Origin of the sequence: Sinorhizobium meliloti, from assembly GCF_017876815.1 — a bacterium.
Lineage (GTDB): Bacteria > Pseudomonadota > Alphaproteobacteria > Rhizobiales > Rhizobiaceae > Sinorhizobium > Sinorhizobium meliloti.
Genome location: NZ_JAGIOS010000001.1, coordinates 3,396,537 through 3,416,301 on the forward strand (window position 1 = coordinate 3,396,537; position 19,765 = coordinate 3,416,301).

24 protein-coding genes are annotated in these 19,765 nt (G+C 62.5%); 22 read left to right on the forward strand and 2 right to left on the reverse strand.

The genetic code is table 11. From position 1 onward, the window contains the following. Nucleotides 1–143: 143 nt before the first annotated feature. The 16 genes from JOH52_RS16495 to JOH52_RS16570 all read left to right on the forward strand — a co-directional run bounded on the left by JOH52_RS16495 (nucleotide 144) and on the right by JOH52_RS16570 (nucleotide 11,293). A complete protein-coding gene (locus JOH52_RS16495; RefSeq protein ID WP_014529603.1) occupies nucleotides 144–890 on the forward strand; it encodes a hypothetical protein in 747 nt (248 codons plus the stop codon). Between the two features lie 148 nt (nucleotides 891–1,038). After that, nucleotides 1,039–1,680 carry a hypothetical protein gene (locus tag JOH52_RS16500; protein ID WP_014529604.1) on the forward strand — a complete coding sequence of 214 codons (642 nt, stop codon included), beginning with the start codon at nucleotides 1,039–1,041 and terminating at the stop codon, nucleotides 1,678–1,680. Further along, complete coding sequence (locus tag JOH52_RS16505) at nucleotides 1,677–3,719, forward strand: phage terminase large subunit family protein (RefSeq protein WP_014529605.1); 2,043 nt, start codon at nucleotides 1,677–1,679, stop codon at nucleotides 3,717–3,719. The genes JOH52_RS16500 and JOH52_RS16505 overlap by 4 nt, the downstream gene beginning before the upstream one ends. A 10-nt stretch (nucleotides 3,720–3,729) precedes the next feature. After that, a complete protein-coding gene (gene gpW, locus JOH52_RS16510; protein WP_014529606.1) occupies nucleotides 3,730–3,966 on the forward strand; it encodes a gpW family head-tail joining protein in 237 nt (78 codons plus the stop codon). Continuing rightward, nucleotides 3,963–5,684 (forward strand): phage portal protein, encoded by a 1,722-nt coding sequence (locus JOH52_RS16515; protein WP_014529607.1) that lies wholly within the window; start codon nucleotides 3,963–3,965, stop codon nucleotides 5,682–5,684. Before gpW ends, JOH52_RS16515 begins: the two co-directional genes overlap by 4 nt. Further along, complete coding sequence (locus tag JOH52_RS16520; RefSeq protein ID WP_014529608.1) at nucleotides 5,681–6,586, forward strand: S49 family peptidase; 906 nt, start codon at nucleotides 5,681–5,683, stop codon at nucleotides 6,584–6,586. The genes JOH52_RS16515 and JOH52_RS16520 overlap by 4 nt, the downstream gene beginning before the upstream one ends. Before the next feature lie 25 nt (nucleotides 6,587–6,611). After that, nucleotides 6,612–7,154, forward strand: a complete 543-nt coding sequence (locus JOH52_RS16525; protein WP_014529609.1) for a hypothetical protein — start codon at nucleotides 6,612–6,614, stop codon at nucleotides 7,152–7,154. 2 nt (nucleotides 7,155–7,156) lie between these two features. Then, nucleotides 7,157–7,513 (forward strand): head decoration protein, encoded by a 357-nt coding sequence (locus JOH52_RS16530; RefSeq protein ID WP_014529610.1) that lies wholly within the window; start codon nucleotides 7,157–7,159, stop codon nucleotides 7,511–7,513. Between the two features lie 27 nt (nucleotides 7,514–7,540). Further along, nucleotides 7,541–8,572: a major capsid protein gene (locus JOH52_RS16535; RefSeq protein WP_014529611.1), complete on the forward strand. Its 1,032-nt coding sequence runs from the start codon at nucleotides 7,541–7,543 to the stop codon at nucleotides 8,570–8,572. 74 nt (nucleotides 8,573–8,646) lie between these two features. Beyond that, nucleotides 8,647–9,051, forward strand: coding sequence for a hypothetical protein (locus JOH52_RS16540; protein WP_014529612.1), 405 nt, complete (start codon nucleotides 8,647–8,649; stop codon nucleotides 9,049–9,051). Then, nucleotides 9,048–9,374, forward strand: coding sequence for a head-tail joining protein (locus JOH52_RS16545; protein ID WP_014529613.1), 327 nt, complete (start codon nucleotides 9,048–9,050; stop codon nucleotides 9,372–9,374). Before JOH52_RS16540 ends, JOH52_RS16545 begins: the two co-directional genes overlap by 4 nt. A 2-nt stretch (nucleotides 9,375–9,376) precedes the next feature. Further along, nucleotides 9,377–9,670 (forward strand): hypothetical protein, encoded by a 294-nt coding sequence (locus JOH52_RS16550; protein ID WP_014529614.1) that lies wholly within the window; start codon nucleotides 9,377–9,379, stop codon nucleotides 9,668–9,670. Between the two features lies 1 nt (nucleotide 9,671). Next, on the forward strand, nucleotides 9,672–10,136 hold the full coding sequence (locus JOH52_RS16555; RefSeq protein ID WP_017265746.1) for a hypothetical protein: 465 nt from the start codon (nucleotides 9,672–9,674) through the stop codon (nucleotides 10,134–10,136). Nucleotides 10,137–10,229: 93 nt separating this feature from the next. Continuing rightward, nucleotides 10,230–10,640 carry a phage tail tube protein gene (locus tag JOH52_RS16560; RefSeq protein WP_011975792.1) on the forward strand — a complete coding sequence of 137 codons (411 nt, stop codon included), beginning with the start codon at nucleotides 10,230–10,232 and terminating at the stop codon, nucleotides 10,638–10,640. A 12-nt stretch (nucleotides 10,641–10,652) separates the two neighbouring features. Further along, nucleotides 10,653–11,054: a hypothetical protein gene (locus JOH52_RS16565; protein ID WP_014529616.1), complete on the forward strand. Its 402-nt coding sequence runs from the start codon at nucleotides 10,653–10,655 to the stop codon at nucleotides 11,052–11,054. A 47-nt stretch (nucleotides 11,055–11,101) separates the two neighbouring features. Continuing rightward, entirely contained in the window at nucleotides 11,102–11,293 is a 192-nt protein-coding gene (locus JOH52_RS16570; protein ID WP_014529419.1) for a hypothetical protein, read from the forward strand. On the opposite strand, the gene JOH52_RS16575 is transcribed toward JOH52_RS16570, so the two are convergent. Further along, nucleotides 11,294–11,473 carry a hypothetical protein gene (locus JOH52_RS16575; protein ID WP_014529617.1) on the reverse strand — a complete coding sequence of 60 codons (180 nt, stop codon included), beginning with the start codon at nucleotides 11,471–11,473 and terminating at the stop codon, nucleotides 11,294–11,296. Nucleotides 11,474–11,575: 102 nt separating this feature from the next. Between JOH52_RS16575 and JOH52_RS16580 the strand changes: the two genes are divergently transcribed. Genes JOH52_RS16580 through JOH52_RS16590 form a run of 3 tightly spaced genes read left to right on the forward strand, consistent with a single transcriptional unit; the run spans nucleotide 11,576 to nucleotide 14,684 of the window. Further along, complete coding sequence (locus JOH52_RS16580) at nucleotides 11,576–13,447, forward strand: coiled-coil domain-containing protein (protein WP_014529618.1); 1,872 nt, start codon at nucleotides 11,576–11,578, stop codon at nucleotides 13,445–13,447. A 56-nt stretch (nucleotides 13,448–13,503) separates the two neighbouring features. After that, nucleotides 13,504–14,097, forward strand: a complete 594-nt coding sequence (locus tag JOH52_RS16585; protein ID WP_373865780.1) for a hypothetical protein — start codon at nucleotides 13,504–13,506, stop codon at nucleotides 14,095–14,097. After that, a complete protein-coding gene (locus tag JOH52_RS16590; RefSeq protein ID WP_014529620.1) occupies nucleotides 14,094–14,684 on the forward strand; it encodes a DUF2163 domain-containing protein in 591 nt (196 codons plus the stop codon). Before JOH52_RS16585 ends, JOH52_RS16590 begins: the two co-directional genes overlap by 4 nt. A 145-nt stretch (nucleotides 14,685–14,829) precedes the next feature. On the opposite strand, the gene JOH52_RS16595 is transcribed toward JOH52_RS16590, so the two are convergent. Then, the gene (locus JOH52_RS16595; RefSeq protein ID WP_013843999.1) at nucleotides 14,830–15,102 is read right to left on the reverse strand and encodes a hypothetical protein; all 273 of its coding nucleotides are present in this window, start codon (nucleotides 15,100–15,102) and stop codon (nucleotides 14,830–14,832) included. A 71-nt stretch (nucleotides 15,103–15,173) separates the two neighbouring features. Here JOH52_RS16595 and JOH52_RS16600 point away from each other — a divergent pair, with 71 nt between their 5' ends. The 3 genes from JOH52_RS16600 to JOH52_RS16610 are packed head-to-tail and all read left to right on the forward strand — an operon-like array spanning nucleotide 15,174 to nucleotide 19,756. Beyond that, nucleotides 15,174–15,578 (forward strand): DUF6950 family protein, encoded by a 405-nt coding sequence (locus JOH52_RS16600; RefSeq protein ID WP_014529621.1) that lies wholly within the window; start codon nucleotides 15,174–15,176, stop codon nucleotides 15,576–15,578. Nucleotides 15,579–15,584: 6 nt separating this feature from the next. Next, on the forward strand, nucleotides 15,585–18,242 hold the full coding sequence (locus JOH52_RS16605) for a phage tail tip fiber protein (RefSeq protein WP_014529622.1): 2,658 nt from the start codon (nucleotides 15,585–15,587) through the stop codon (nucleotides 18,240–18,242). After that, complete coding sequence (locus tag JOH52_RS16610; protein WP_026029902.1) at nucleotides 18,242–19,756, forward strand: hypothetical protein; 1,515 nt, start codon at nucleotides 18,242–18,244, stop codon at nucleotides 19,754–19,756. The genes JOH52_RS16605 and JOH52_RS16610 overlap by 1 nt, the downstream gene beginning before the upstream one ends. Nucleotides 19,757–19,765 lie beyond the last annotated feature (9 nt).

Genomic DNA, 19,765 nt, shown 5'->3' on the forward strand with positions numbered 1-19,765 from the left:
GGTACACCGGTCAGCCCCAGCCTGAGAGCCTCGAAGCCGAGGCGCCGATTCAGGGCAAGTGCGAAAGCTATGACCAGACGACAGGCGGCCGAAAGGTCGCGTTTTTCGTTCAAGGATATGCACACGCTTTTTCGGAGCTGCTGATGATCGATGCTCAGATCAAAGTCGATCTTCGGCAGTTCAATCGATCCCTGACGGATATCGAGCGGAAGCAGCTGCCCTATGCCATCATGCTCACGCTGAACGAGACGGCCAAGGGCGGTCGCCTGGAAGTCCAGCGAGAGATGGATAGGGTCTTTGATCGGCCAACCCCTTACGCAAAGCGTGGCGTTGTCTTTGACCGGGCATCGCGGCAGAACCTGCGGGCAGCGGTTGTTGTGACCGGTGATCGCACCAAGGGCGGCTTGCCTGCCACCGCATTTCTCGGTCCGCAGATCGAAGGTGGCATGCGCACGCATAAGGCCTTCGAGCGGCAGCTCGTCGATCGTGGTTTGATGCAGCGGAACCTGGTGGCCGTGCCAGCAAAGCGGGCGCCGCTCGATCGCTACGGCAACATGACGCAAGGGTTTCTCAACCGCGTCATGGCCGACCTGCAGATCGACTATCGTGGAGCTGGTGCGACCCGTACCCGCACATCATCGTCGCTCAAGCGGAACAAGAACTACAAAAGCGCTCGGTTCTTCGTGCCGAGGCAGCCTTCGCACCTCTACCCGGGCGTTTACCAGCGTGATCCGGCAACGAACGCCATCCATCCGGTGATCCTGTTCGTGCCTCAGGTCTCGTATCGCATCCGTCTTCGCCTGCGTGAAGTCGTCGAGCGGTACGTGGTCGCTAACGTCCACGATCATTTCGCCGTCGCCTTCCAGCGGGCGGTTCGGACGGCCCGATAGGTCCTCCGACGTTTCGCGGGTCCTTCCTGGCATCCGCCCGCCTGCGGGTATTTGGCACGGCGGAGGTTGTCCAGTCTGAGCGATTTTTTGAAGCCTAAAGTCAGAGCCTAAACTAAAGAGCCGGGCTAAAGAACGAGCGTTCCTAAAGATGAGCCTTGCAGCTGACATCATGACGAAGAGCGCGTTTGCGGCTCATGTCGGCGTCAGCGCCGGGCGCATCTCGCAGTATATCGCCGAGCGGAAGATCTTCGGCGATGCGCTCGAAGGCGAGGGGCGGAACGCGAAGATCCGCGCATCGGTTGCGGTCGAGCAGCTGCGCAAGACCCTCGATCCATCGCAGCGGTTCGGAGCGAACGGCGCGGCGACGCGATCGGCGCCAGCACCGGTTGCTTCCGAGCTGTCGTTCGATGGGCCGGAAAAGCCGAAGGCGCCCGTGAAGCCGACCGTCATCGCCGACCCGTTCATTGACGAGGTCGCGGCCGAGAAGCTGAAACAGCAAAAGATCACCACCGCGCGCATGGAGCGCGAGGAAGCGCTCGAGCTCGGCCGGTACATGCTGACCGACGATGCCCGGCGAGAGATGGTCAAGGCCGTGGCTGAAGCGTTCAAGGTCATGGAGCAGGCCATCCCCGAGATGGCGAAGGCGATTGCCGCGCAGTTCTCGGTGTCGACCCATGATGCGACCCATGTGCTGCTGAAGTCCTTTCGGGACCATCGGGCTAAGAAGGCGCGCGACTTCGCCGACGCGGCGGCCGAGTTGGAAGAGCATGTCGAGGACGAGCAGCAATGACCGTGCTGTTCAATCCTGAGCGGCTCGCTCTCAGCGTGCTTGCCGAGATCTGCGAGCCCCCGCCGGCAGTCGATTATCTCGACTGGGCGAAGCGCAACATCGTGTTCTCGGAACGCATCACGGACCATCCGGGGCCGTACAACGAAGACCTGGTGCCGTTCTTCTCGGAGATCCTGCGGGCGCTGTCGCCGGAAGATCCGTGCAACATCGTCAGCCTCGCGAAGTCGGCGCAGATCGGCGGTACAATCTGCGCCAACATCTTCACGCTCGGCTCGCTCGACATGGCGCCCGGCGATTTCCTCTATGTCCATCCGACGGAGGAGAACGCCGCCCGCTGGTCGAAGACCAAGCTGATGCCGCTGGTGCGCGAGATGCCCGCGATCGCCAAGCTGTTCTCGCAGAACAGCCGCGATGCGAGCAATTCGGTGCTTTACAAGGAACGCATCGACGGGCGCGGCGCCATCCAGGCGGCCGGCGCCAATTCGCCGGCAGGCCTGTCGATGATCTCGCCGCGAAAACAGGTCCAGGACGATCTTGCCAAGTGGCAGATGAACGAGGCCGGCGATCCGGAAGTTCAGGCGGACAGCCGCAGCAAGGCGTTCTTCAACGGCAAGATCTTCAAGATCTCGACGCCGATGGTTTCGCCGGGTTGCAAGATCACGTCGAACTATCAGGAAGGGACGCAGGAGACCTACCACGTCCCGTGTCCGCACTGTCACGAGTTGCAGGAGCTGCGCTGGGAGAATATGCGGGATCACATCGATCCCGAGCATCCCGAGCAGGCGCATTTCGTTTGCATCCATTGCGGCTGCGAGATCCACGAGCACCATCGCGAATGGATGGTGAAGCCGGAAAACGGCGCGAAGTGGGTTGCCAAATATCCGGAGCGCGGCCGCCGCCATCGGTCCTTCCGCATCTGGATGGCCTATTCGCCATTCGAACGCTGGGAGAACCTGGCGCGCGAGTGGCTGACGGTCCAGGCCGGCGGACCGGAGAACCGGGAAAAGGGCTCCGGCGCCGAGCAGACGTTCTGGAATGACTGGCTCGGGCTCGCCTTCGAGGCAGACAACAAGGCGATCGATTGGGAAGTGCTCAGGGATCGCGCCGAGGACCACGGTTTTCAGCGCGGTGTCATCCCGGCCGAGGCGCTGGCGCTGGTGCTGGGCATGGACGTGCAGGGCGACCGCGTCGAGTGGCTGCTGGTCGGCTACGGCAGGAATCGGTACCGGGCCGTCATCGACCACGGCGTTGTCGACCATCGCGCCGGCAGCCACCTGGCGGACGCGAAGGAACATTCCGGCCACATCTCGGAGCCGGAGGTTCGCGCCGCCCTCGATCGGCTGCTGCAGCGCGAATGGCTCGACGATGCCGGCCGCAAGCGCACCGCTGACCGCGTCGCGATCGACGGTAACGCCTACACCGACGATGTCTGGAACTGGGTTCGCAAGCATCCGAAGTCGCGCGTCATCATGGTGCGCGGCGGCAATACGGAAGCGGCGCCACCGATCGTGCAGACGAAAGAGTACGACCGGAAGGGCAAGCCGAAGAAGCAGAAGTGGTCCTCCCGCTTCTTCACCTTCAACGCTTCCGCCTTCAAGATCCGGCTCTATCGGGACTACAAGAAAGACGATCCGGAACAGGCGGGCTACATCCGTTTCGCCCGCGGCTTCGGAGACGATTTCTACCAGCAGGCGACATCGGAAGCCCGCGTACCGGAGAAGACCCGGAGCGGTCACACCCGCTACGTCTGGAAGCTCGCCGAGGGCAAGCGCAACGAAATCATCGACATGCTCAATCAGAGCCTGGCCGGTGCCTATCGCTGGGGCGTGCCCTATTGGACCGACGAGGACTGGGACGCGATCGCCGATCGGCTCGGCCGGCTCGAAGCGCCGCAGCAGGGTGATCTCGAGGATCACCTGAACCAGATCGCCGTCAAAACAGAACCTGCCGCTGGCCAGACCGCCACGGCAGAACAGCAATCGCCGCTCGTAGCGGCCGCCCTCGCGCGCGCCGCCCGGGCAGCGCAGCGAAACCGCTAGGAACATCCATATGGCACTGACCGAACAGGAACGCGCCGTGCTTCTGGCACGGCTCGACGACGCACGTGAGGCCTTGCACCAGATGGAGCTTGGCCGCGCCGAGGTCTCGCTCAGCTATAACGGCGAGAGCGTCACCTATGCCGCGGCCAACATCGGCGCGCTTCGTCAATATGTCCGCGACCTCGAGGCGAAACTCGGCCTTCGCCGCTTCGCCCGGGCGCGCAGCCGTGGAGTGATCTTCGGATGAGCGGCGAAGTCACGATCCTCGGCCCCGATGCGAAGCCGCTTTCGCCGGCAGTTCGTGCCGCTGCGCGCGTGCAGGTCGCGAAAAACCGGCTGATGGCGTCTTCGGCCTACCAGGGTGCATCCTACGATCACCCGTCCTTCGCCAAATGGCGGCCGGGCACCTGGTCCGGTCAGTCGGCGCTGACCTGGTCGCGCTCCGAGCTCGTCGACCGGCTAAACGACGTCGCCCGCAATGACGGCTGGGGCGCCGCCGGCACCTCGCGCCTCGTCGACAATATCATCGGCTCGGGCTGGACACTTGCAGCGCGGCCGAACCACGTCTCGCTCAACATGACGTTTGAGCAGGCGGAGGAGATCGCCGACAAGATCGAGGCCCTGTGGCGCGATTATACGCAGGATGTCGACAAATGGTGCGACGCCGAGCGGACGAAAACCATGGCCGGCGTTCTCGGCCTTGCTGCCCGTCAGCGGTTCGGTCCCGAGGGCGAGGCCTTCGGTGTCATCGTCTGGCAGGACAATGCGCCGCTGTTCCAGACGGCGATCCATGTCGTCGATCCGGCACGGTGTTCGAACCCCCACGGTCGCATGGACGAAGAGTTCCTGCGCGACGGCGTCGCCATTGACGGTTACGGCGCACCGGTCGGCTATCACTTCCGTAAGTCGCATCCTGGCGAGTTCTTCGCCGGGAATACCGGCATGTGGCACTGGGAGTATGTCGAGCGGGAGACCGAATGGGGGCGCCCGATCGTCATTCACGCCTACGAGCAGAAGCGCGCCGGCATGACGCGCGGCGTTTCCGACTGGGCGCCGGTGATGCGGTCGATCAAGCAGTCGACCGATTACGAGGATTATGAGAGCCAGGCGGCAATGCTGAACGCCGTCATGGCCGCCTTCATCGAAACGCCCTTCGATCCGGAAGAGATGCTCGAGGCGATGGGCGCCGATTACGGCAACGACGGTATCGCCAAGCTCTTCGGCGAAATGTCGGCCGCGCAGAAAGCATATTACGGCGCTGCACCGATCGACTTGCCCGGCGTTCGCATCAACACGCTGCAGCCCGGCGAAAAGGCGACGCTGACCAAGCCGGAGCACCCGAACGCCAACTTCGAGGCCTTCGTCAATGCGGCGCTGCGCAAGGTCGCGAGCGCCATCGGCGTCACCTACGAGCAGCTGACCATGGACTGGAGCCAGGTGAACTATTCGTCGGCACGCGCCGCACTCCTGGAAATCTGGCGCGGCTTTACCGCCAAGAAGGGCGGCTTCGCCTCGCAGTTCATGGCGCCGATCTATCGGGCATGGCTCGAGGAGGTGTTCGACAAGGGCCTGATCGAGCTTCCGGCGGGCGCCGTTCGCTTCGAGCAGAACCCGGCCGCATGGTGCCATGCGGACTGGATCGGTCCCGGCCGAGGCTGGATCGACCCGCTGCGGGAGGCGCAGGCCGCCAGCGAGCGGCTCGCCGGCAATCTCACCACGCTCCAGCAGGAAGCGGCCGAGCAGGGGCGGGACTGGAAGATGGATGCGCAGCAGCGCGCCCGGGAACGGGCCTTCTACGAACGGCTCGGCCTCGATCCCGATCCGGGCAAGCCCGAGGCCAGATCGCAGGCGAGTGCCGCTCCGCCAGCCGAGCCGGGCGACGAGACCGAGGAAGAAGTCAACGGCCGGACTTCGGCACGGCATCCCGCCGGCATCCCGAGGATCTCCAGAAGGAAAACGGCATGAGGAACTATCCCGAAATCGCCAGTCGGATGTTCGGCGCGCCGCTGATGCTGCATCCGTCAAAGGGCGACATCATTGCGCGGGCTTTCGGCCCGCGCGTGCTCGGCAGCCCGGACGCTCCGGCGCAGGTCGGCGGCGGCGAGGAGATGGGACTTCTCGGCGAGAAGCTCCGCAATGCGACCGACTGGGACGGTGAGCGTGTCTACCCTGGTCCGGATCTCGTCGCGTCCGGCATTGCGTTGATCGAGATCGAGGGCTCGCTCGTGAACAAGGGCAAGTGGATCGGCAAGTCCTGCGGCATGACCAGCTACGAAGCGATCGGAGTGCAGGTCCGGGATTGCATCGAGCGCGACGACATCAAGGCCGTCGTGTTCGAAGTCGACAGCTATGGCGGCGAGGTGACCGGCGCCTTCGATTGCGCCGAGCAGATTTTTGAGCTTTCGCAGGTGAAGCCCACGATCGCCGTTCTGACGGATCATGCGTGCTCGGCCGGTTATCTGCTGGCCTCACCTTGCCGGCAGCTGGTCATTCCGCAGACCGGTATCTGCGGCTCGATCGGCGTCATCTCGATGCATGTCGATATGAGCGCCTGGCTCGCGAAGGAAGGCCTCAAGGTCACCATTCTGAAGGCCGGCGAGCACAAGGCCGACTTCAATCCGTACGAAGCCATCCCCGACGATGTGCTTCAGCAGGAACTCGCCGAGCTAGAGGAGCTCCGCGTCGAATTTGCAGCCACCGTCGCGCGGTACCGCGCCGGCCGGCTGACACAGCAATCCGCTCTCGCCACTGAGGCGCGGGTCTATCGCGGACAGAAGGCGGTTGATGCCGGCCTCGCCGACGCGGTTGCACGCCCTTCGCAGGTTCTCGAGGCCTTCGAAGCTGAACTGAGCCGGACAGCCGGCTAACCCCAACATCAACTGGAGACGACGAATGTCGAACTTGACGCGTAGCAGCGCGCTCACGCGGAGCGTGCTCGCCGCCATTAGCGGCAAGAAGGGCTCCCGGCTGGAAGACGAGCGGCCGGAAGACGAGGAAGTGATCGAAACCGAAGAGGAGGACACTTCCGCCGAGGATACCCCTTCCGATCCGGAGAGCGAGACCGAGGAGGAGGACACCAGCGCCGAGGCCGAGGGAGAAGAGACCGACGACGGCAAGACGTCGGCAAGCACCGTCCGCCGCGCCGAGCAGGGTCGCATCCGCTCGATCCTCATGCACCCGAAGGCCGAGAGCAATCCCGGCCTCGCCGCCGAGCTTGCCTTCGGCTCGAGGTTCTACTCGGCCAAGGAAGCGGGTGCGCTTCTCTCCTCCGCTTCCGCCGGCGGTTCGCGCCTTGCCGGTCGCATGGCCGGAAAGAGCCCGACTCTCGGCGCCGGCACGCCGGGCGGCGGCAAGGCCACCGAGAAACAGGCGGTGATCTCCACCGTCCGCTCCACCATCCTGGCCCGTCACGGCCGTAACCGGAAGGATTCCTGATCATGGGAGAAGCAACCTTCGCCCCGAACGACCTGCTCGTTTCCGACGTTCCGGTCATCACCCGCAACATCACCATCGTCAGCGGCCAGAACCTCAAGCGCGGTGCTGTCCTCGGCAATATCACCGCATCGGACAAATACACCCTGTCCGCTTCGGCCGCTGCTGATGGGTCGCAGACGCCCGGCCTGGTGCTGGCGACCGATTGCGATGCATCCGCCGGTGACGTCGTCGCCGCGGCTTACGCGAGCGGCGCCTTCGATTCGACGAAACTCTTTCTGGGCGCCGGACACACGGCCGCGACCGTCGAGGCCGCTTTCCGCAAGGCAGGCGCTCCCCTCTACGTGCGCGTCCTGAAGTAAGCCAGAGACCGAAAGGACACCACACACATGGAAGAACTTCTCCTCTCCACCGCGGAACTCGTTGCGGTTCTGCCGCCTCGCGATCGCCCGGAAGCTTTCCTGCGCGATCGCTATTTCTCCACCACGGTCCTTTCCGACATGGAACAGATCGTCTTCGACAAGATCCTGCCGGACCGTGAGCTCGCGCCGTTCGTCCACCCAGATGTTCCCGGCAAGGACTCGGCCAACCGCGGCTTCAAGGCGACCAGTTTCACGCCGGCTTACGTCAAGCCGCAGAATACGCTTCGCCCCGGCGGCAACATGATCCGCATGCCGGGCGAGCCGATCGGCGGCCGCAACTCGCCGGCGCAACGCTACGCCTACAATCTGGCGACGATCATCGACGACCAGGACCAGCGGATCACGCGGCGCGAGGAGTTCATGTGCTCGCAGGTTATCCGCACCGGTCAGGTGATCGTCGAGGGCGAGGACTATCCGACGCAGACGGTCAACTTCGGCCGCAATGCCGCGCTGACGATCGCGCTCGCCGGCGCAGCGCGCTGGGGCGAAGCCGGCGTCGACCCGATGGACGATGTCGAGGCGTGGGTGCAGCTGCTTTCCGATACCAGCGGCTTCACCGCCCGCGAGGTGCTGCTCGGCCCGGGCGCTGCGGGTCTCCTGAAGAAGTCGCTGCGCTTCCTCGAGGCGCTAGACAACCGGCGCCAGGACGGCGGCATCATGCAGCTGGGGCCGGTCAGCACCGGCGCGGAGAACAAGTATTACGCGGTTCTCGGCACCATCGGCGAGCTGACGTTCATCCAGTATTCGCAGCCCTACACGGTTGGCGGCGTGCGCAACAACTTCTGGCCTTCCATGGGCGTCGGGATCTTCGATCCCTTCGGCTTCATGGGCCACTTCGCTTACGGCGCCATCCTCGACAACGACGCGCTCCTGTCTATGGAGCGCTTCCCCGACATGTGGCGGGAACGGAACCCCTCGCGAACCATCGTCCAGACGCAGGCAGCACCGCTTCCGATCGCTCCGGAGCCCGACGCCAGCCTGTTCGCGCTGGTCCGCTAATCCCCAACCCCGTGTTCGTCCGCATATCCGCCGGTTTCCAGCCGGCGGATATCGGGACTTGAAAGGACGCTCCGATGAGCAAGAAAACCGAGCAGTTCAATGTGACCGTCAAGGTCGGCAAGAAATCCTACAGGCCGGGTGAGCCGGTTCCGGTCGGTACCGGCGGGATCACGGCCGAGGAAGCGGAAAACTTCCGCAAAAATTTTGGTGCCTGGACCGCCGGTCCCGACGCCACGTCCGCGGCGCCCGTGCCTTCCATCGATCTCGACAAGCTTCGCGAGGCGATCGAGAAGCTCTCGGCCGACAACGACAAGCTTTCGGCCGACAATGACCGTATGACGGCGGAGCGCGACAGCGCCATCGGCGACCGCAACACGCTGCTCAAGCAGAACGAGCAGCTTGAGGCCGACAATGCGACGCTGGCTGGCGAAGTCACCAAGCTTCAGGCCGAGATCGAAAAGCTCAAGGCTCCAAAATGACGCCGCGTCCCGCCATGTTCGAACGGATGGGGCCGAAGTTCGCCAAGGCCTTCGGCAATGCCGACGCGGTGTTCACGGTCGACGGGGTCCCGAGGCCTGCCGTCCGGGTCATCCTGCGAGTGTGGCGGGAAACCGACCTGGCGGAGGAGCAGGAGCAGGCGGTCGAAGGCACCACCCATCTGCTCGCCGTGTCCGCCTCCGCGGTTCCCGGTCTCGCCAGCCAGCGCGACAGCGTCGCGATCGGCGGCGTCACCTACCAGGTCATCAACATCGACGATGATGCGCGGGCCATGCTCCGCATCTCGCTTGCCGGAGACATCTGATCATGAAGACACAGGAACAGGAAGCGCCGGCCGCCGCGGTCGACCCGATGGAGGACCTCTGCCAGGCGCTGTTCTCGACGGAAGAGGGCGCCAAGAAGAAGGCTGCGCGCCAGACCGCCGGCGCTATGACGCAGCGGCCGTGGCCGCAATTGCCGTCGCGGCTCCGCTCGGCGATCCGCTCCGACATCGGTCGCCTGCTTGATAGTGGCAAGGCGCGCGCACGGATTCTCGAGGCGGGTTATTCCGCGGTTGTCGTGAACCAGGTGCTGCGCGACCTCGGCCGCACGGTCGCCTGATATGCCGCATCTCCGCAGTCAGATCTTCGCGGCCGTCATCGCGCGCCTCTCGGCCATTTCGGAGTTCTCCGGTGCTGACAAGGTGAAGCGCGGCCGCAAGGGTGCCATCCCGCAGGAGAAGCTGCCGGCCCTCACGGTCACCTGGGCCGACAGGTCGGAGACCTTGACGGTCCGGCCCTCGTCAGGGCCAGCCGGAGAAGACGGCTACGATCGGTCCTTGCCGCTCTCGGTCGTCGTGCATTTGCAGGACGATGAACCGGAAGAGGAATTCGATCGACTTTGCGTGCTGATCGAGGCTGCGATGGCCTCGGACATCACTCTCGGCGGCCTCGCCATTGAGGCGCTGCTGCAGTCGGAACAGTATTTCGTCAACCCGCAAACCGGCATCTCCCTGCTTGCCGGTTCGCTCAACTACCAGATCGCCTACAAGACGCTCGCCGCCAATCCCGACCAGGCTGCGCTCTAAACGCTCTGCATGCCGTTATCCCAAAACCGCTGCACACTTTTGGGCGGCATGCAGTAGCGCCACCACTCCCACCAGCACGAAGAGGAATTTGCCATGGCTCTCGGCCGTCAGCTCACGCTTGCCCGCTCGACCGGCGCAGGTGCCTTCACCTTGGCCTGCATCACCGAACAGCGATCCCTCGAGATCAACAACGAGGAAATCGACATCACTAAACCGAGCTGCACCGATCCCGGCAGCAAGCTCACGCTGGCGCTGATGTATGGCATCCAGTCCATCCGTTTCAGCGGGCAGGGCGCCTTCGTCGATACCGTCACGATGAAGGCGGTCACCGCCGACGCCGTCAACCAGGTCATCACCGAGTATCAGGTCACGGTGCCCGGCGTCGGCACCTTCGAAGGCGACATGCTCGTCTCAATGACCTTCTCGGGCGACAAGACGAACGAGCTGCAGGCCGACATCCGTTGCGCCATGACCGGCGCTCTCACCTTCGTGCCGGCTGTCTAAGCGGAGATTTCCATGCTGCCTGCCAATCCATTGCGCGGCGAGGCGGAGGTTCGCATCGGTGCGATCGACTTCCGCATCGCCGTCACCTTCTCCGGGCTCGCTCGTCTCTCCGATGCGATCGGCGCCCGCACCCTCGACGAGCTCTACGGCCGCCTCCTCGGTTTCGAGCCGAAGGCGGTTGCCTGCGCCGTCCGCTGCCTGATTGTCGCGGATGACGAGGATCAGATATCGGCGCTTTCGGCGAGGATCCTCGACGACGGTAATATCTCGGCCGCCGACCAGCTTGCCTGGCGCGAGGCGGTCGAAAAGGCGCTCTCGGCTCACATTGCTGCCGGGACAATACGGCGGGACGAGCGGACCGCGTCGCAGATTGCCGGAGACGCTGTCCTGGGAAAGTCCGTAAGCCCCTCCTGATCAAGAATCATCTCAAGGCGCTGTACCGGATCGCCACGAACCCGAAGATGCTCGGCTGGTCGCCGGAAATGTTCTGGAAGGCGACGGCGGCGGAATTCGAGATGACCGTGGAGGGGCTTTCCGGGAATGTTCGCGGCGGACCGTTCATTTCGCGTGAGGAGGTCCGGCGCATTGCCGCAGAGCATGGCGTTCGTCCATCGCTGAAGGGCAGTCCGAACGCGAGGACGATCGGCAGTTGATCAGCTTGGTTTCACGTAGTCGTCAATCTTGGCAATATTGATGCCGAGCGCCGCGCCGACGACGCCGAGGCCGAAGGAAATGGCGCCGACAATCTCATTCATTGCAGATTTCGCTGCGAAAGCGACAAGTACGCCACCGACAATCTGCAAAATACCTAACAAAAATATGCCGGCGGCCACGGCTTCCCTCCCAATACCAATGCGGCAAAAGTTGCATAAAGCCAGTGGGAGTCAACTGGTAACTGCGTCGCTAATCCTCAATTTCGGTTTTCGAGGTTCGCAATGAGCCGTCCAGATATTCCCGTCACGATCTCCGGTGATCCGAAGGGCTTCGAGTCTGCTCTTGCTCGAGTGCGGGCGCTTTCGAAGTCGACCGCGACGGATGTCGTGACCTCCTTCGGCCGAATCAAGAACCTGGTCGCGGGCGGGGCCGGCCTCGTGACCGGGCTTGTCTCGGCTGCAAGCGTTACCGCATTGCGCGATGCAGCGGGCGCGATTGCTGCGATCGGCGACGAGGCTCGCCGCGCCGGCCTCGACGTCAAGAGCTTCCAAGAGCTCAAATATGTGGCCGAGCAGAACCGTGTCGGCGTCGACGCACTAACCGACGGGATCAAGGAACTGAACCTCCGTGCCGACGAATTCATCGTCACTGGAGGCGGCTCGGCAGCAGAGGCATTCCAGCGCCTCGGCTACTCGGCCGAGGATCTGAAGCAGAAGCTCGAGGATCCTGCCGAGCTCTTCACCGAAATCATCGGCCGTTTGGGCGAGCTCGACAGAGCGGCGCAGATCCGCATCATGGACGAAATTTTCGGTGGGACAGGCGGCGAGCAGTTCGTGCAGCTGATAGAGGCGGGCGAGGCCGGCATCCGCGACACCATTCGGGCCGCGAACGATCTTGGCATCGTCCTTGACGAGCAGATGATCGATAGGGCGCAAGAGATCGATCGCAAGTTCAACATGCTCGCGACGACCGTCGGGACGAATCTCAAGGGAGCGATAGTCTCAGCCGCCGACAGCTTGATGGAATTCATCGACGGCTTCCGTGATTTCCAAAACCAGATGAACAGCACGCTTCAGGGCAGGCAAGCTGAAATCGGAGAGCGGCGACTTGCGATCGAGAATGAGATCCTCAGAAAAAAAGAAGAGCAGGCTCGACAGGACGAAAAGCTTTCCGACGTCGCCAAGAAACTTGGATTTGAAAACAGCAAGAACGCGAATCTTGCCGGCTACACCGGTCAGATAGAGGCTCTGAAGGAAGAGAGCCGCAAGCTCGCAGAGGAAGAGGCAAAGATCGTTGACGTGCTGAACGGTCGGCTTAGCCCAATGAACCGCTCAACAGAGCGGTCCTGGACGCCGATCCCTACGGAAGAAAAAGGCGGCGGGCGGTCCAAGAAAGTCTCTGAGGCCGAAAAGGAAAAGAAGGCGATCGACGACGTCATCGCGTCGCTGCGCGAGGAACTGGCGATCATCGGGCTCACCGACATCGAGCGGGAGCGGACCATTGCGCTCCGCGAGGCAGGTGTCGAGGCGACCTCGAAGGAAGGCCAGCAGATATCGGCGCTCATCGACGAAAAGTACCGCCAGCTCGCAGCCGAGGAGGCGCTGGCCGAGCAGTATGAGCGGAGCGAGGAAGCAGCCGAGCGGATGGGACAGGTCCTCGACGACCAGCTGATGCGCATCGTGGACGGGAGTTTCGATGCGAAGGAGGCGATCGCGGCGCTGCTGTCCGAGATCATCAATGTCCAGACGAACGGGAAGGGGCTTTTCGGTTCACTCTTCAGCGAGATCTTCGGCGGCGGAGGCGGTTCCGCCTCCAACTTCGTGCCGACCACGACCCTCGGCGGATTCCTCGGCTATGGCGGCGCGCGCGCCGGCGGCGGCGATGTATCGCCAGGTCGCATCTACCGGGTGAACGAATATGAGGACGAGTTCTTTGCCCCGACGAGCCACGGCCGGATCATCGCGCCGAGCAAGCTGTCCGGCGCGTCAAGCGATGGGGAGGGCGGCGGCGGTCGCACCGTAGTTGAGATCGTACTGAGCAAGGATTTGTTGGCCAGTGTCCTCGAGCAAACCGGTGATCAGACCGTGCGCATCGTGCGCAGCAACGAGGAAGCCCGGGCGAACTATCGCCAGAATGGCGGGGAAGATTTCTGATGGCGTTTGTCATTTCGCTTCCGAGCGTGGTTTACGGGCAGGTCGCGTTCGACCCGGTGCGCATCCGCGACACGAACCGCATGGAAGGCAGGCGGACCGAGACGGCGTATTCCGGGACGCCTTACTGGATCGCCTCCTATTCGGCGTCGAAGCTGACAACGACCGAGGCGGCCTTGTTCGACGCTTTCAACATGGATGCGAACGACGGCGGTGTAATCGCCGGCTACGATGCGCACCGACCACGGCCGATCGCCTATCAGGGCAGCAATCCCCTTTCCGGCGTGAAGGCTGGCGGAGGTGCTTTCAATGGTGACGCCGTGCTGCAGTCGATCACTGACGGCAACACGATCGTCGTTTCGGGACTGCCTGCCGGGTTTAAACTGGCGCGCGGTGACTATGTCGAGGTGCGGAAGTCGACCTTCGTGCGATCGCTGCATCGGATAAGCCAGGTTGCGACTGCGGATGCGACCGGCATCGTCACCCTGAAGATCCGCTTCGGGCTCGACCTGCAGGTGTTCACCCTGCCGTGCACCGTCCATTTCGAGAAGCCATCCTGCATCATGGAGATGGATGCGGGTAGCTTCAGCCTGCCGAAGACCTGGCCGAACTATAACGTCCAGTTTACCGCAACGGAGCTGTTCCTCTCATGAGCGTGCTATCTCCCGAGGTCGAGGATCTGATCGAGAGCGGCGAGTTCGCGCTGCTGGACCTGATCCGCTTCGATCTGCCCGGCAAAACGGTCGGCTATCACCGCGGCGGCCGCAAATTCAGCTACAATGGCTTGCTGTACCTGCCGAACCGGTATCTCCAGCCCGGTGACCTGGTGAGCGCCGTCGGCGTGGCCGTCACCACGCGGACCGTCGTCTTCTCCAATATCCCGGTGACCGATCCTGAGGATGCGGTCGCGAGGATCGAGGAGTTCAACTACCAGAACGCGCCCGTCATCATCACCTCGCTCGCCGGCGAGCCGAACACGAGCAACGTCGTCGGGGTGCTGGTCTCGACCATCTACGAGATCGACCAGGTGCGCTACAACGAAGGCGCGGTCTCCGGCTCCGAACGAACGCTGACGATGATGATCGATCTGCAACCGCCGGGACGATCGGCGCGGGGCTCTACCGGCGTCAAGCGCTCGCAGGCCGAGCAGCAGTTCGACAATAATCCGACCGACACGGGCCTGGAGCACGTGGCGACGAATGCGACCATCCCCGAGGAATGGGGACAGGTGAGCCGATAGGAGTTCCTTCGATGAAAAACGTAATAGCAGTAGATTACAAGTCTCAGGGCGTGCGCCGCACGAATGTCCCCGAGACGCCAACCAAAGACTGAACACGATAGCCCTTCGATTGGCCACAGCCATCGGGAGGTCAACGGCTCTCTTGTTATGACAATCGATCCTGCCGTGTTTTGTCCGTCGCCTGCTTCAACTTAATGGTTTCAACGAGTGCCAACAAGGCGTGGCGGGCGTGATCTTTCGCCCGATCCTTGTCTATGTTCGATGCTTCGTCGATGGACCGGTTCACAGTATGCAACGCAATCGACTTGACTTCCTCAATAACGTCGTCGTGGCCTAACCACAGCAGCATTTCCAGCGCAGCAGCCGCCAATGCTTGCGCTGCTACTCCGGCCCCAACGGCCTGCTCGTTCTTCGCCATGCTTTATCTCTCCTGGAAGTTGCGGGAGATAAGCATCCCCAGTCGAAAATGTCGAATCCTGATAGGTCCCCATGAACCGCTTCCGCATCGTCGAAGCCACGCTCGCGCGTGAGCTTGCGAAACCCTATGCCTATGGATCGGCCGATTGCTTCATGCTCGGCTGCGCCTTTGTCGATGCGCTGACGGGCTCGGCGATCGCCGACAATTACCGTGGCGCCTACCGGACGCTTGCCGGTGCGCAGCGGGCGCTGCGTCGGCGGGGGCACACGTCGCTGGTGAGCTTCTTCGCGGCCGAGCTCGGCCAGCAGCCGAAGGGCGGCGCGGAAGCGCGCCTCGGCGATCTCGTCATCCTGCGTCTTACCGATGGCGCCGAGCACGTAGGCATCTGCCTCGGCGCCCGTTTCGTCACCAAGACCGAACGCGGCCGCAGCGATCACCGCCTCGCCGACGTCATTGCCGCCTTTCATCTCGGATAATCCATCATGGCAATCTTTACAGGAATCGCCACGGCAATCGCCGGCGCGCTGTTCGGCGGCTCTGCGCTTGCCACCAGCCTGATCGGCGGCGCGCTCGCCTTCGGCGCCAAGTTTGCCGTGGGCAAGCTCACCCAGCAGAAACAGGGCAAGCAGAAGCACACGGCCGTTCAGGGCGAGATCCAGTTCGGCGGCGACGTGCCGGTCGGCACGCTCTATGGCGTTGGCAAGACCAAGGGCCAGCGCGCCTTTTATGCCAAGTGGGACAAGGGCAACAAGCGCAACGCGGAGGTCTTCATCCTCGCCAACGGCTGGTGCGACGGGCTCGAGCCTTACGTCTACATGTATGGCGAGAAATATAATCTCGTGGCGCAGGCGACGATCGGCAACGAGGTCGCGCGTTACGGCGTGCAGGGCTTCATCGACGGCGACGGCAACAGCGCAATCTCGATCCGCTTCTATGACGGCCGGCCGGGACAGGGCGTCGATCAGCGCCTCGTCGACGTTACGGCCACTCTCGGCAACAAGTGGAAGGCGACCAGCAAGCTTTCGAGCATGTGCTATGTTGTCGTCGAGCGCTACTATCATCTCGAATTCTTCCGCGACGCCGGCAAAGGCAAGCCGGACATCGATTTCGTGCTGCGCGGCTTGCGCGAATACGATCCGCGCAAGGACTCGACGGTGGCCGGCGGCTCCGGGACGCAGCGGCTCAATACACCGTCAACCTGGGTGCACACGAAGAACCCGGCCGTGCACCGGCTCAATTATCAGCTGGGGCTGCGCGCGCTCGTATCCGGCCGAACGCTGATCGGCGAGGGCAAGAGCCTCGGCCAGATTGATCTCGCCACCTATTTCGTGGCGATGAACGTCTGCGACACGCTGCGGGCGAACGGGAAGAAGACCTATGAGTGCTCACTCTTCGTCAGCGGCGACGATGACCATACCGAGGTGCTGAAGCAGTTCGACGATGCGATGGCCGGCTATGGGCTCAACCGCCGCGGCCTCTCCGGCGTCATCCCCGGTGCACCGCAGATCCCGGTCAAGGATCTGACCGCGGCCGACATTCCTATCGATCGCGCCAAGGACGTGCAGTTCCGGCCGTCGGCATTCGAGCGCTACAATCACCTTTCCGGCCAGTTCACCTCGATAGAATCGATGTGGAACCCAGAGAGCCTGAAGCCGGTCTATGTAAATGCGGACATCGCCGCCGATGGTCGTAACCGGCAGACGAGCATCGATTTCCTGCAGGTGACCGATCCGGACATTGCGCAGTACCTGCTCAATATCCGCTACCGGCAGAACCGCATGGGCGGCAAGGCCACGGTTCCCGTCAGTCGTCGCTTCGGTCTGGCGGTACAGGAAGGCGAGTGGATCACCTGGCGCGGCAAGACCTGGCTGATCAGCGAGTGGCGGGCCGACGATCGGCTGCGCATCACGCTGGTGCTCTCCGAGACCAGCGCGGCGATCTATGACGACGACGGCATCGAGCCCGGGCCGATCGTCATCCCGCCGACGCCGCCGATCAACCCGTCGCTGCTCTCGACGGTGCAGAATTTCAATGTTGCCGTCGGCATGATCAACGGCGCTCAGGGCTATGACACGCCGGCGCTGCTGTTCACCTGGACACCGCCGGACGATCCGACAATCACCGCCGTGCGCTTCGTCTATCAGATCGAAGGCACGACAGAGATCTTCGAGGATCAGTGCACCTCGCCCGAGGACGGCAGCTTCCGCACCACGAAGAACGTCGTTTCCGGCAAGGTCTATAACGCCCGGGCGACGATCACGACCGTGCCCGACCGGCTGCGCACCTTTACGCCCTGGATGACGACGGCGCAGCCGACCGGTCTGCAGACGCTGCTCACTGGCTTGCAACAGCTGCAGGACGATGCGCTGAACCGCTTCAAGGAACTGCAGCAGGAGATGGACGAATTCTTCCGGCCGCGCCTGGTCGAGCTGCTGGATGCTTTCTCACTTGAGGGTGCTGTCGGACAGATCGAGCGCCAGCAGATCGTTGCCACCATCGGTGACGCGCTGGCGCAGATCACCGAGGAGCGCCGGGTTCGCGTCTCCGAGAACGAGGCGATGGCGCAGTTGCTCACGTACCTGCAGGCTAGCCTCGGCACCACAAATGCGCGGCTGATCACCGAGGAGACCGTGCGCGCAACGACAGACAGCGCCCTCGCAAGCTCGATCACGACACTCGACGCTGAAGCCGATGGCAACCTCGCCCGCTTGATCGCCGAGGAGACCGCTCGCGCAGACGGCGACGGGGCGCTTGCGAGCAGCATCAGCGGCGTGAGCGCTGATTTCAACGGCCGGTTCGCACAAGGACTGGTGAAGTTCGAGGCGGTCGCGGCGCCGACCGGCGTTGATGCCCGTTTCTCGGTGTTGTTGCGAGCCGGGACCAACCAGAGCTTCAAGGTGTCGGGCTTCTATGTCGAGCTTTACACCGAAGGCGGTGTGCAGAAGTCGCGCATGGCCGTGCAGGCGGATCAGTTCCTCGTCACGTCAGGCAACAGCCGGCACTATCCGCTCGTCTTCGAAAATGGCGAGCTGAAGCTGGCGATTGCCAACATCGGCACGGTCAATGCCGGTCTTCTTCAGTCGCTGAACGGCAAAATGAAAATCGACCTCAACAACGGCACGATCGAGATCTTCAGCTGATGACCAGGACTATGATTGGCGTCGACAGCACCGGCGCCGGCTGCATCAAGATCATGAAGAATGACGCCGACAATCCGCGAACCACTCCGGACAGTCAGCGGTCGAAGTTCCTCTATAACTCGAAATACGCTCTGAACGCGTCGATTGCCCATATCGAGCGTATCAATCAAATTAGCTCTGGGGGAAGTGTCCAATACAATTATTACCCGGCAGGGTCGAATGCGTCCAACTATCAGAAGATGGAAGGATCAGGCGGCGGAGAGTCCACATGGCTGTTCCGTAATTCCGCGTTCCCGAAATGCAAATACAATATGCCCCTGTTTGACGTGAAAGCCACACGGACGAACACCGGGCGTTTCAACCAGCAGCGAATTCAGCGCCGCTATTCAGGGAAATACTATAACGACCAAGGCGGTTATTTCTTTATGGGGAACTGGTATCAGGCCCCGTGGATGAAGAACTTTAGCGGCAGTGTCGGTCAATGGGGTGATTTCCCATATGGTACTTACGCCAAAATCACCACGTCAACGAATGACGATGCATACAACCGCTTCTTGTCACGAGAAAAGCGGTTGATCGTGTGGAACCTGCCCGGCAATGAAGACCCGTCGCTGGAAGCGCCGCCCTTGGCTCCAAATGGATCGAAGAACATCATTCTGCGATCCGATAAGATGATAATCGCAAAGCCCGGCTACAACGCGGAGACGGCGAACGAATGGCAAGTTTCGTTCGACAGCCGCCGTGTGCCTGTGAAGGTCATTGCCGCTGCGGACATCGCAATTCCTGCCGGTGAATCCTTCTATGAGACCGGCATCACCTTGCCGGCAAACATGGCCCTTGATGTTCATTTTTATGAGGGATCAACGATCTACTACCCTTTCAATCCGAACATGAGTAACGGCCTGGGTGCGGATTATTGGTTCAGCGGCTCGCGAATTTATTTCAATTCGTCCAATACGATGCGCGCCCGGTTCATGCTCTACCTCGACGCAGGAGACCCGCCGACGAACGGCAGTAACCGCGTGCTAAGGGAATTCACGGAAGGCGGGCAAGACGTTGTGCAGTTCTTGCGCCCCGGTTCAGCCAACCCGCCCTCATGGGCGGATATCATCATAGATACGCGCTGGCCTTGCGTGCAAATCATTGCCGAAGGCTATTTCAGTGTTGCGGTAGGAAGCCCGCTCCAAACGGTCATTAATTTTGACGCTTCCGGCATGTTCCCTATGGTCAAATACATGACCAAACACGGGGCGGGGTCCGAAACTAGCGTTGGTAGTTGGACCGAGTCGATCAAGCTTCCGACCGTTCGTCAACGCGTCTATTCGACCAGCAGCAATTTTGAGTGCGGTGATAGTTCCCATTGCCGGCTCACGCAGACAAGCGCCACGTTTGTTACCAATCGCGGGCAGCCGGGCGACTATTACAACGATGCGGACAATCCCGGCACGTGGCGAACGGAAGGCGCCGATCACGTGCTCGGCATCCGCTACTACATTCTCGGCATTCCAGCTTAGGAACTCCTG